General features: G+C 69.5%; 9 protein-coding genes. 7 read left to right on the top strand and 2 right to left on the bottom strand.

Features of this window, described 5'->3' with window-relative positions:
• The first annotated feature begins 137 nt into the window (after positions 1-137).
• A complete protein-coding gene (locus tag ACFVY3_RS12050) occupies positions 138-371 on the top strand; it encodes a hypothetical protein (protein ID WP_400159895.1) in 234 nt (77 codons plus the stop codon).
• Between the two features lie 86 nt (positions 372-457).
• Here ACFVY3_RS12050 and ACFVY3_RS12045 read toward each other — a convergent pair whose 3' ends face one another.
• Entirely contained in the window at positions 458-1984 is a 1527-nt protein-coding gene (locus tag ACFVY3_RS12045; protein ID WP_400159894.1) for a sodium:solute symporter, read from the bottom strand.
• A 269-nt stretch (positions 1985-2253) separates the two neighbouring features.
• On the opposite strand from ACFVY3_RS12045, the gene ACFVY3_RS12040 reads away from it, so the two are divergent.
• The gene (locus tag ACFVY3_RS12040; RefSeq protein ID WP_400159893.1) at positions 2254-2829 is read left to right on the top strand and encodes a helix-turn-helix domain-containing protein; all 576 of its coding nucleotides are present in this window, start codon (positions 2254-2256) and stop codon (positions 2827-2829) included.
• Positions 2830-2968: 139 nt separating this feature from the next.
• On the opposite strand, the gene ACFVY3_RS12035 is transcribed toward ACFVY3_RS12040, so the two are convergent.
• On the bottom strand, positions 2969-3781 hold the full coding sequence (locus ACFVY3_RS12035) for a DUF559 domain-containing protein (RefSeq protein WP_400159892.1): 813 nt from the start codon (positions 3779-3781) through the stop codon (positions 2969-2971).
• A 329-nt stretch (positions 3782-4110) separates the two neighbouring features.
• On the opposite strand from ACFVY3_RS12035, the gene speB reads away from it, so the two are divergent.
• From speB to ACFVY3_RS12010, 5 genes are all read left to right on the top strand, one after another.
• Entirely contained in the window at positions 4111-5202 is a 1092-nt protein-coding gene (speB, locus tag ACFVY3_RS12030) for an agmatinase (RefSeq protein ID WP_400159891.1), read from the top strand.
• Positions 5199-6863 carry a thiamine pyrophosphate-binding protein gene (locus ACFVY3_RS12025; protein WP_400159890.1) on the top strand — a complete coding sequence of 555 codons (1665 nt, stop codon included), beginning with the start codon at positions 5199-5201 and terminating at the stop codon, positions 6861-6863. Before speB ends, ACFVY3_RS12025 begins: the two co-directional genes overlap by 4 nt.
• A gap of 178 nt (positions 6864-7041) precedes the next feature.
• A complete protein-coding gene (locus ACFVY3_RS12020) occupies positions 7042-7527 on the top strand; it encodes a MarR family winged helix-turn-helix transcriptional regulator (RefSeq protein WP_290258649.1) in 486 nt (161 codons plus the stop codon).
• Positions 7528-7531: 4 nt separating this feature from the next.
• Positions 7532-9682: an MFS transporter gene (locus tag ACFVY3_RS12015; RefSeq protein WP_400159889.1), complete on the top strand. Its 2151-nt coding sequence runs from the start codon at positions 7532-7534 to the stop codon at positions 9680-9682.
• Between the two features lie 209 nt (positions 9683-9891).
• Positions 9892-11625 carry an ABC transporter ATP-binding protein gene (locus ACFVY3_RS12010; protein WP_400159888.1) on the top strand — a complete coding sequence of 578 codons (1734 nt, stop codon included), beginning with the start codon at positions 9892-9894 and terminating at the stop codon, positions 11623-11625.
• The last annotated feature ends 131 nt before the right edge of the window (positions 11626-11756 follow it).

Below are 11756 nucleotides of genomic sequence, written 5' to 3'. Positions count from 1 at the left end.
TTTCCTTGACCGGAAGCGCGGCCGGTGTTCGAATGAAAACGCCAGGCGGGATTCCCGGCAGGCCCGCCAGCCGCTCCCGGAAACGTGAGCGGAGCAACCGCACACCGCTGCCAGCCCGAGCGCACGGAGGTCGCACCATGGACAACACCGGATCACAGGCCGCCCGGCCGTCGAGGGACTCCGTTGAGTCCGACCCCGACTACGACTTCGCCGACGACGCGCCGGTCGAGGACTCGGAGACCGTCGAGGATGAGCTGCTGGAGGAGGCCGACCAGCGCCTCCCGCTGGACACGGAGGACTTCCTGGGTGAGGACCAGCCCGTCGGGTCGCCGGACGCGGACGAGTTCCGCGGCCCCGAGGATGGCGGGTAGCCCCGGCCCCACACAGCGCGACGGCGGCGCCCCCATGGGAGGCGCCGCCGTCGTTCTTAATCCGTCGTTTTAATGCACGCGGATCCTTAGTGCGTGAGAACCGGGACCTCGTCCGACTCCTCCGCCGAACCGCCGGCGACCCGCTGCTGCCACGAGCGCATCACGGCGGCGTCGGTCGGCTTGGTCAGCAGCGAGACCGCCACGTAGACCAGCGCCGAGGCGATCAGGCCGTAGTAGATCGGTTCGTTGGCGTAGATGCCGTCCAGCGGGACCTCTGCGTTGATCTCGAGGATGATCATGGTGCCAAGGGTGATGACCGATCCCACGGCCATGGACGCGGCGGCGGCGATCCCGGTGCCGCGCTTCCAGACCAGGCCGCCCAGGATTGCCACCAGCAGGCCGCCGACCAGGATGTCGTAGGCGATGGTGAGCGCGGCGACGACGTCCTTGGTGATGATCGCGATGACGATCGCCACGACGCCCAGGCCCAGGACCCAGACGCGGTTGGCCTTGACGTCGTGCTCCGGGTTGTCCGTGTCGTCGGTGTTGACGGTTTTGCCGAACCAGCCGGCGACGAAGGGCACGACGTCGGCGCGGGCCACCGTGGCCGCGGCGATCAGGGCGCCGGAAGCGGTGGACATCATGGCGGCGACGGCGGCGGCGAGCACCAGGCCGCCGATGCCGATCGGCAGCAGGTTGGTGGCGACCTCCGCGTAGACCACGTCCTTGCCGAGGGCCTTCACGTCGATGGCGGGCAGGGCCACGCGGGCGCCCAGGCCGATCAGGGCACCGGCGGCACCATAGAGGATGCAGTAGATGCCTGCGGTGGCGCCGCCCCAGCGGGCGACGGAGGGGGTCTTGGCGGTGAACACGCGCTGCCAGATATCCTGGCCGATCAGCAGGCCCAGCGTGTAGACGACGAAGTAGGTGATGATCGTCTGGGCGCCGATGCCGTCGATCTGGAAGAAGCTGGCGTCCACGCGGCTGCGGATGCCGTCCAGGCCGCCCGCGGCGTTGAGGGTGAACGGGAGCATGAGCAGGAAGATGCCGACCGTTTTGATCACGAACTGGACCTGGTCCGCCAGCGTGATGGACCACATGCCGCCGATCGTGGAGTAGACCAGCACGATTGCGCCGCCGACGGCGATCGCGAGCGCCCGGTCCCAGCCGAAGAGCACCACGAAGATGGTGGCGTAGGCGCCGGTGGAGGTGGCGCAGAGCATCAGGGTGTAGGCCAGCATGACGATGCCCGAGGCCTGGGTGGCGTGGCTGCCGTAGCGCAGGGTCAGCATCTGGGAGACGGTGTAGATCTTCAGCTTCTGGATGGTCCCGGCGAAGAGGAGGCTCAGCAGCAGGACGCCGGCGCCGATCGCCACCACCAGCCACATGCCGGAGATGCCGAACTTGTAGCCCAGGCCGACGCCGCCGACGGTGGAGGCGCCGCCCAGGACGACGGCGGCCATGGTGCCGGTGTAGAGGAAGGGTCCGAGCCGGCGGCCGGCTACGAGGAAGTCGCTGTTGTTCCTGGTGCGGGACTTGCCCCACCAGCCGAACGCCAGCATGGCGATCAGGTACACCACCACGATGGCGATGTTGAGGATTTGTGCATCCATAGAGGCTCCTTGGAGCGGTTGTGGCAGCCGCGGGCCGGCCGCGGCACTGCGAAGCGGCCGCCGGATCTGCTGGACGGAAGAACATGCGGAGGGTGCGAGGTGTAACGTTCATTGCCAAATAGGCAACACCTGTTGCCAAACGCTAGATTGTGATGGTGCTTACAGTCAACCCGTGAACGCCGTGTGTCCCAGCGGGGAACGGCCTCGGGGCAACGGCTAGGATTGGCACCAATGCTGGGGCCGCGCGGCCGGCCGTGAAAGGTTCCCATATGAAGGCTCTCCCTGTTGAACCGAGCAACGTCCCGGTTGCCATCGGCTCCAGAATCCGCGCCGCGCGGCAGTCCCAGCGGCTCACCATCGAACAGGTCGCCGACGCCACCGGTCTGACCAAGGGCTTCCTGAGCCGGGTGGAGCGGGACCTGACCTCCCCGTCGGTGAGCTCCCTCGTGACGCTCTGCCAGGTCCTCTCCATCTCCATCGGCGACCTCTTCGCCGCCCCGGAGACGCACCTGACCCGACGGGGCGAGGGTCCGCGGATCTCCCTTGGCGGCGAGGGAATCGTTGAGCGGCTGCTCACGGCCCGGTCCGAGCGGCGGCTGCAGATCATCCAGGCCGTGATCGAACCCCGCGGCCGCGGTGAGTCCGAGCTGTACGCCGTGGATTGCGACGTCGACGTCCTGCACGTGGTCAGGGGCAGCATCCGGCTGGTCCTGACCAATGAGGCCTTCGATCTGGCGGCCGGCGACACCGTCACCTTCCCGGGCCGTGAACCGCACACCTGGATCAACCCCACCGACGAGCCCGTCGAGGTGCTCTGGGTGCTGGTCCCCGCCGCCAGCCAGTAGCTCCCCTCCCCGTACGTTCCTCCCCGGTTGCCTCCGCCCGGCCGGGTTTGGGGTTGGGCGGCGGTCATGGGTGGCGCCCGCCGCTCCGCGGGTGGTCTCTGGCGCGGGAGCGGGTAACCGGGCGGGAGCGTACGCCGCCCTAACGTCCGCCCCGGCGGTTCACTGCCAGCGCTGCGCGGATCTCGGCCACGACCCGCTCCGGCTCGAACCATAGGTGTTCGGGCATGTAGCGCAGCACGGCGAACCCGTTCAGCGTCGAGGCGTTGTTCCGGCCCAGGTCGCGCCGCAGCGCCTCCCGCCCCGAGTGTAACGCGAAGCCGTCCACCTCGACGATCAGGAATCCCGCCAGAAGGAAGTCCACCCGGCCGATCCCCGCCAGGAAGACCTGCGCCTCGTAGGAGATGCCGTTAGTGCGGAACAGGTGGATGGCGTCCACCTCCACGATCGACTCGGCCCGCAGGTCCAGTTCCCGCAGCACCGTCCGCGCCGTGCCGGAGCGGTCGGCCCGCAGCTGGTCTGCCAGCAACTCCCGCGGCACGCCGAGCAGCCGCATGGCGGAGGTGGCAATCGCGGTGGAGGCCGGCGGGGCGAGGCATCCCAGGGCGTGCAGGACCACATCCTCGACGGCGGCCACCGGCGGTCCCGCAGGTGCCCCGAAGCGGATGGTCCGGTGCCGGATAAAGCCCCCGCCGTGGCCGTGGTTGCAGGCCAGATGGTGGCTGTCCGGGGCGCCGCGGAGCCAGAGCCCGTAGTGGGTGGCGGCGCTCGCGCAGGTCACCCGGGCGTCGTTGAGGACCGCGGCGAGGAACTCGGGGCGGCAGTCGGGGAGGGTAAAGATGCCCCGCCGCGGCTGCCGGACGAGTGCGGCCAGCCGCGCGATATCCCGCCGGGAGTAGCCCGCGGCCAGCAGTTGACCGGTCCGGGCGACGCCGCCGAGCTGTGAGAGGTGCATGAGTGGATCCATGGGACCCAGTCCAGGCCCGGACGGGGCCGCCCGGAACGGGGGAGCGGGTCTATCTGGACAACTCCGGGACCTCCTCCGCCCGGTCCGGCGTGCGATCCTCCCCGGTTACCTCCGCGGCTACCCGATCCCGTCCGGTCCGATCCGCGGAACGACGGGGGTTCGGCCGGCTGGACCGGTATGCGGGTTGGAGTAACTGGGGAGGAACGCACGGGGCCGCCCGGACCAGGCGCTAGAGGTAAACAACAGGTGCGCAGCAGGCAACTCCGAGTGTATGATGACAGTCACATCCACCCCCGTATCCAGAAGGAGACGCCCGCTTGGAAGAGTTGCGCATCGAGGCCAACGGAAACCTTGGCCCCATCGATTCCGCCCGCATCCCCCGGTACGCCGGCGCGGCCACCTTTGCCCGCCTGCCCCGCCTCGACCAGGTGGCCAAGGCGGACGTCACGGTGGTGGGCGTGCCCTTCGACTCCGGGGTGTCCTACCGGCCCGGCGCCCGCTTCGGCGCCAACCACGTCCGCGAGGCCAGCCGCCTGCTGCGGCCCTACAACCCGGCCTGGGACGTCAGCCCGTTCGAGAACCTCCAGGTGGCCGACGCCGGCGACATGGCTGTCAACCCGTTCAACATCAACGAGGCCATCGAGTCCATCCAGCAGAACGCGCTGGACCTGACCGCCGCCGGCAGCAAGCTGTTGACCCTCGGCGGGGACCACACCATCGCCCTGCCGCTGCTGCGCGCCGCCGCCGAACGCTCCGGCCAGCCCGTCGCCATGCTGCACTTCGACGCCCACCTGGACACCTGGGACACCTACTTCGGCGCCGAGTACACCCACGGCACCCCCTTCCGCCGCGCCGTCGAGGAGGGCATCCTCGACACCGAGGCGATCAGCCACATCGGCACCCGCGGCCCGCTCTACGGCAAGAAGGACCTCGACGACGACCACCGCTTCGGCTTCGGCATCGTCACCTCCGCGGACGTCTACTACCAGGGCGTGCTGGAAACCGTCGCCAAGGTCCGCGACCGGATCGGCAACCGCCCGCTCTACATCTCCGTTGACATCGACGTCCTCGATCCGGCCCACGCCCCCGGCACCGGCACCCCGGAGGCCGGCGGCCTCACCAGCCGCGAGCTGATCGAGATCATCCGCGGTTTCCGCGGCATGAACCTCGTGGGCGCCGACGTCGTCGAGGTCGCCCCGGCCTACGACCACGCGGACATCACCGGCGTCGCCGGCAGCCACGTCGCCTACGAACTGGTGACCCTGATGGCGGATAACGCGGACGAAGGCGGCCCGACGTCGGGCAACGGCTACGCGGCGCAGGCGCTGGGCCGCGAAAACCGCCGCCCGGCCGGCTTTGCCGCCGCTCCCGCCCAGGCCCCGGCCGCATCCGCGGAGGCGGCCCGATGAACGGCGTCCGCAATGGCGGCGACCTCGTCGTCGAAACCCTGGAAGCGCTCGGCGCCAAAACCGTCTTCGGCATCCCCGGCCAGCACGCCCTGGGCCTGTTCGACGCCATGGGCCGCGGCAACCTCCAGTTCGTCTCCTCCCGGGTGGAAAACAACTCCGCCTTCGCCGCGGACGGCTACTCCCGCGCCACCGGCGAGGTCGGCGTGCTCTTCCTCTCCACCGGCCCGGGCGCCCTGACCTCCCTGGCCGGCCTGCAGGAGGCCTACGCCACCGGCGTGCCCATGGTCGTGGTCGCGAGCCAGATCCCGTTGGAGGGACTCGGTGCCCGGCGCAAGGGCATGCTTCACCAGCTCGATGACCAGAAGGCCTCCGCCGCCAATGTCACCAAGAGCCAGCGGCTGATCCAGCACGCCTCCGGCATCCCATCCGCCATCCAGGACGCCTGGACCGAGGCCATTTCCTCCCCGCAGGGCCCGGTCTGGATCGAAATCCCGCAGAACGTGCTGCTGGACCCGATCATGGTGCCCCCGGTGGAGGACGCCCTCGCCGAGGCCGCCGATAACCCGCCCCGGGTGGAGTTGGTCCGCGAGGCCGTGAAGTGGCTCGAGGACGCCAAGCGCCCGGCCATCATCGCCGGCGGCGGCACCCGCCGCGGCCACGCGGAGAAGTCCCTGCTGTCGCTGGCCGAGAAGCTCCGCGCTCCGGTGATCTGCACCCCCGGGGGCAACGGTGCCTTCCCCTGGACCCACGAACTCTCGCTGCAGTCCTGGATCGAAGACCAGCACATGACCGAGCTGCTCGAGGACGCCGACGTGCTGATCGTCATCGGCTCCTCCCTGGGCGAGGTCACCTCCAACTACTTCACCTTCGAGCCGCGCGGCCGGATCATCCAGATCGACGCCGAACCCCGCGTGCTCGAGTCGAACCGGCCGGGCCTGGGCATCCGGGCCGACGCCGGGCAGGCCCTCGCCGCCTTGGACGAGGCGCTGACCGAACCCCACGGGGAACGCGCCGACTGGCACGGAACCCCGCCGGAAACCCTGGTCAAGGACACCCTCGCCAAGGTCCGCGCCCGGCTGGAGTCCCAGGACCTCGGCAAGGAACTGCAGTTCATGGCGGACATCCGCGAGGCGGTCCCCGCCACCATGCAGACCTTCTGGGACATGACCATCTCCGCGTACTGGGCCTGGAGCTGCTGGGACGCCCGCGAAGGCCAGTTCCACTCCGCGCAGGGCGCCGGCGGCCTGGGCTTCGGCTTCCCCGCCGCGATCGGCGGGGCGGTGGGCCTCGAGACGACAGGGCAGGCCGGCGCCTCGGCCCGGGTCCTGGCAGTTTCCGGCGACGGCTCGGCAATGTACTCCATCTCCGAGCTCGCCACGGCCAAGCAGCACAACGTCCCCGTCACCTGGCTGATCGTCGACGACGGCGGGTATGGCATCCTGCGCGAGTACATGGTGGGCGCCTTCGGCAAGGCCACCGCCACCGAACTCGCGCGGCCGGACTTCGTCAAGCTCGCCGAGGCGTTCGGCGTTCCCGCGGTGCGGGTGGCCCCCGAGAACGTCGGGGAGGCGCTGACGGCGGGCTTCGCCGCGGACGGCCCCAACGTCGTCGTCGTCGAGACCCTGCTCAAGATGTTCGCCCCTACCCACCTGGACGTCTAAAACCAGCAGCACGAAAGGCCCCGATCCGCCTGGATCGGGGCCTTTCGCCGTCTCCGGAGGACCCTCATGGCAGCCCCATGGCAGACCCGCGAGGCCGCCCACGAACGCCCTTAGTTTCCCAAAGCAATCAATTTCATGTATTGTTGCTTCGGGCAAGCAAATAAGGGGGCATCCTCATATGTCAGTCGCATCGACCACTGCAGCCAAGTTGGTCCACCACATTTTTGATCTTCAGCGCGCCGTCCGGTGCGTTGCCGCCGCGAGCCTGCGCGGGGACGATACCGGCGTCGCGCTTCAGGGCGTCCTCCGCTTCGTGGGGGAGGGCGAGACCCGCGCCACCCACCTGGCGGAACGGCTCGGCGTCAGCGCCCCGGTCCTCAGCCGGCACCTCTCGGAGCTGGTCGACCACGGCTACGTCGTGCGCCGGCCCGACCCCGAGGACGGCCGCGCCCAGCTGGTGGCGCTGTCCCCGGCCGGCGTGGAGAAGCTCCGCGTCATCGAGGAACACCGGGCGGCCAGCCTGCAGTCCCTGTTGCAGGACTGGAGCGAGGACGACGTCGAAGAGACCGCCCGCTCACTGAAAAAACTTGCCGAGTCCCTTCGGAACTCGGCCCGGGCAAAGACGGCCGGATCCACCGATACCACCACCTTTGTTGAGGAGTAAAGATATGGCCAGTCACGCAGCGGCCGCCGGGCCAGCCCCGACAGCCACGCAGAATCCCCAGCCCGCGCCGCAGGTGGTGATGTCGCACCGCCAGATCATGGAGGCCCTCACCGGCCTGCTGGCAGCGTTCTTCACCGCGATCATCAGCAGCACCATCGTCGCCAACGCCCTGCCGACCATCATGTCGGAGCTCAAGGGCACCCAGACCGACTTCGCCTGGGTGATCACCGCCGCGCTGCTGGCCAACGCGGCCACCACCCCCATCTGGGGCAAGCTCGCGGACCTCTTCGACAAGAAGTTCCTGGTCCAGCTGAGCATCGTCGTCTTCGTCGCCGGCTCCGTGATGGCGGGTTTCTCGCAGACCATCCCGTTCCTGCTCACGGCCCGCGTCATCCAGGGCATCGCGATGGGTGGCCTCACCGCGCTCGCCCAGGCCATCATCGGCTCGATGATCCCGCCGCGTGACCGCGGCAAGTACTCCGGCTACATGGGTGCCGTCATGGCCGTCGGCACCGCGGGCGGCCCGCTCCTGGGCGGCTTCATCGTGGACAGCCCGCTGGGCTGGCGCTGGACCTTCTTCGTCTGCGTCCCGCTCGCCATCGTCGCGCTGATCCTGCTGCAGATCACGCTGAAGCTCCCGCACGTCAAGCGTCCCGCCAAGATCGACTGGCTGGGCTCGATCCTGCTCACCTCCGGCGTCAGCCTGCTGCTGATCTGGGTTTCCTTCGCCGGCAACCCGGACTACTACGACTGGTGGTCCTGGCAGACGGTCGCCATGGTCGGTGGCGGCATCGCCCTCCTGGCCCTGCTGGTCTTCGTCGAAGGCCGCGTCGCGCAGCCGGTCATCCCGCTCAAGATCATCTCCGAGCGCACCACGGCCCTGGCCATCCTGGCCTCCGTCGCCGTCGGCGTCGCGATGTTCGGTTCCTCCGCGTTCCTGGGCCAGTACTACCAGGTGGCCCGCGGCGCCAGCCCCACCGAGGCCGGCCTGCTGACCCTGCCGATGATCGCCGGCAACCTGATCGGCTCGGTCCTCTCCGGCCAGCTGATCAGCCGCACCGGCAAGTGGAAGCGCTACCTGATCGCCGGTTCCATCCTGCTGATCGGCGGCCTGGGCCTCGCCGGCACCATCGACCACACCACCGAACTCTGGATCACCGGCCTCTACACCGCGGTCCTCGGCCTCGGCCTGGGCCTGCTGATGCAGAACCTCGTCCTCGCCGTCCAGAACACCGTCCGGGCCACGGACATCGGCACCGCCAGCGCCTCGGTCGCGTTCTTCCGCTCCGTCGGCGGCGCGATCGGCGTCTCCGTCCTCGGCGCCGTCCTGGGCAACCGGGTCAAGGAACTCGCCACCCAGGGCCTGGCCGCGGCCGGCATCCCCGTCCAGGGCGGCTCCTCCGGTGGCAGCCTGGACCTCAAGGACCTGCCCCCGCAGATCCGCGACATCATGCGCGCCGCCTACGGTGATGCCACGGCGGAAATCTTCATGATCTCGGCGATCGTGGGCATCCTGGCGCTGGTTTCCGTCCTGTTCATCAAGGAGAAGCCGCTGCGCCGCACCGTGGATGTCCAGCCCGAGCCCGCCGCCCAGACCGCGGCGTCCGGAGCCATCACCGGATCCGGTGCGGACATCGACGCCGGGGCTGCCGCCCACGCCGTCGCCGCCCACGGTCCTGCCGGCGGGGGTTCCGCCCAGGGTCCCGGCGAGCCGTCCACGGACACCACCCCCACCGGGATCGTGGACCTGGACCGCGAGTTCATCGAGGTCCTGAGCCGGCAGCGGAACGGCGGAACCCGGTTCCCCGCCGCGGCCCGCGAGCAGGGCCCGGCCGACGACGCCGACGCCCGCGCGGAGCGTGAGGGTGCCCGCCTCCGGTCCCGGACCATGGTGGCGGACGCGAAGGCCGACGACGCCGACGTGCTGCAGCTGCTCATGCAGACCCAGCGGCTGCTCGCCGAGCAGCAGGTCCAGCTCGCGGACGCCCTCCGCGCGGTGCATGACCAGGCCGCCGAGCAGCGCGCGATCGCCGCTGAACAGGCCCGCGTGGCCGAGCAGCTCACCACGCTCCGCCGCCAGCTGGCCAAGGAACGGAAGCTGCAGCGCGCCGCCGCGGACTACATCGCCACGCACGGCCGGCACCGCGGCGAATAGCCCCGCGCACCGCCAGGCGTCGCAGCCAGGATCCGGCGGCCCCGTACCTCCCGCGAGGGGAGGTGCGGGGCCGTTGGTCTCCCTTTCCGGACGCTGTTCCGCCGGCGCCCAAGACCTCGTAGAGTTGGACGGCTAAGGCTGTCGGCCCCTGCTGCTTTACTTTTGTCATGTATTTGGATTAACCGCTTCTTCCAGAAGGACCAGTGGGCATGCTTCTCACCCTCATCCGGCGCTACTCGAGGCCGTATCTGCCGTTCATCGCGGCCGTCGTCGTCTTCCAGTTGGCCTCCACCATCGCCGCGCTGTATCTGCCCAGCCTCAACGCCCAGATCATCGACGAGGGCGTCTCCCGTGGGGACACCGACTACATCTGGCGCACCGGCGCCCTGATGCTCGGCGTAGCCCTGGTCCAGGTGGTCACGGCTATCGCCGGCGTTTACTTCGGTTCCCGTGCCGCGATGGCCTTCGGCCGCGACCTGCGCCGCGGGGTCTTCCGCAAGGTCAGCAGCTTCTCCGCCCGCGACGTCAACGTCTTCGGGGCGCCGTCGCTGATCACCCGCGGCACCAATGACGTGCAGCAGGTGCAGATGCTGATGCTGATGGCGCTCAACTTCATGGTGGCCACGCCCATCATGTGTATCGGCGGCATCGTGATGGCCCTCCGCGAGGACCTGAACCTCTCCTGGCTGGTGTGGGTTTCCGTGCCGCTGCTGGTGGTGGTGGTCGGCTACCTGGTGGTCCGGCTGATGCCCCTGTTCCGCTCCATGCAGGCCAAGATCGACCGGCTCAACGCCGTCCTGCGCGAGCAGATCATCGGCATCCGCGTGGTCCGCGCCTTCGTCCGTGAACCGCACGAGGAGCAGCGCTTCGGCGCGGCCAACCAGGACCTGACCAACGTCTCGCTCAAGATCGGCTCGCTGTTCGTCCTGATGTTCCCGGCGATCGGCATGATCCTGCACATCTCCACCGCGGCCGTGCTCTGGTTCGGCGGCCAGCGGGTGGATGCGGGGGAGATGCAGGTCGGGTCGCTGACCGCGTTCCTGCAGTACCTGCTCCAGATCCTGATGGCGGTCATGATGGGCACCTTCATGGCCATGATGATCCCGCGCGCCTCCGTCTGCGCGGACCGCATCGGGGAGGTGCTCGACGTCGAACCCTCCATCCACGAACCCGGAACCCCCGTGGCTCCCGCCGCCCGGGCCGGCCGGGTGGAATTCCGGAACGTCTCCTTCGCCTACCCCGGTGCCGAGGCCCCCGTGCTCAGCGACATCAGCTTCACCGCCGAACCCGGCCAGACCGTGGCGATCATCGGGTCCACCGGCGCGGGCAAGAGCACGCTGCTGGCCCTGCTGCCGCGCCTCTTCGACGCCGCCTCCGGCGAGATCCTGCTGGACGGCGTCCCCGTCACCAACCTGGACCGGGCCGAGATCACCAGCCGCGTCGCCATGGTCCCGCAGCGGCCCTACCTGTTCTCCGGAACCATCGGGCACAACCTGCGGTTCGGCAAGTCCGAGGCGACCGACGCCGAGCTCTGGGACGCCCTCACCGTGGCGCAGGCAGCCGACTTCGTCCGCGAGAAGAAGAACGGCCTCGACGCCCGGATCGCCCAGGGCGGCACCAACGTCTCCGGCGGCCAGCGCCAGCGGCTCTGCATCGCCCGGGCCCTGGTCACCGAACCCAAGGTCTTCCTCTTCGACGACTCGTTCTCCGCGCTCGACGTCGCCACCGACGCCCGGCTGCGCAAGGCCCTCAAGGCCAAGACCGCTGACGCCACAGTCATCATCGTCGGTCAGCGGGTCTCCACCATCGCCGACGCGGACCAGATCCTGGTGCTGGACAAGGGCCGGATCGTGGACCGCGGCACCCACGAGGAGCTCCTCGAGAGCTCCAGCACCTACCAGGAAATTGTCGAATCCCAGCTGACCGCGGAGGCCATCGCGTGAGCACCAACGAAAAGCTCGGCCGCAACGCGCCCGACGAAACGGCCGGCGCTGTGACCGGCCCGCAGGACGCACCGGACACCGCCGACGAGGACTTTGTCGAGGAGGAATTCACCCCCGGCGAGGCCGACGGC

The organism is Arthrobacter sp. BPSS-3 (assembly GCF_044628475.1).
Taxonomy (GTDB): domain Bacteria; phylum Actinomycetota; class Actinomycetes; order Actinomycetales; family Micrococcaceae; genus Arthrobacter.
The sequence above is the reverse complement of the archived record's forward strand: the minus strand, read 5'-3'. Positions and strand labels throughout refer to the sequence as shown.

Coding starts and splice junctions, on each gene's coding strand:
- ACFVY3_RS12050 (WP_400159895.1), top strand. CDS start 138: ATGGACAACACCGGATCACAGGCCGCCCGGCCGTCGAGGGACTCCGTT.
- ACFVY3_RS12045 (WP_400159894.1), bottom strand. CDS start 1,984: ATGGATGCACAAATCCTCAACATCGCCATCGTGGTGGTGTACCTGATC.
- ACFVY3_RS12040 (WP_400159893.1), top strand. CDS start 2,254: ATGAAGGCTCTCCCTGTTGAACCGAGCAACGTCCCGGTTGCCATCGGC.
- ACFVY3_RS12035 (WP_400159892.1), bottom strand. CDS start 3,781: ATGCACCTCTCACAGCTCGGCGGCGTCGCCCGGACCGGTCAACTGCTG.
- ACFVY3_RS12025 (WP_400159890.1), top strand. CDS start 5,199: ATGAACGGCGTCCGCAATGGCGGCGACCTCGTCGTCGAAACCCTGGAA.
- ACFVY3_RS12020 (WP_290258649.1), top strand. CDS start 7,042: ATGTCAGTCGCATCGACCACTGCAGCCAAGTTGGTCCACCACATTTTT.
- ACFVY3_RS12015 (WP_400159889.1), top strand. CDS start 7,532: ATGGCCAGTCACGCAGCGGCCGCCGGGCCAGCCCCGACAGCCACGCAG.
- ACFVY3_RS12010 (WP_400159888.1), top strand. CDS start 9,892: ATGCTTCTCACCCTCATCCGGCGCTACTCGAGGCCGTATCTGCCGTTC.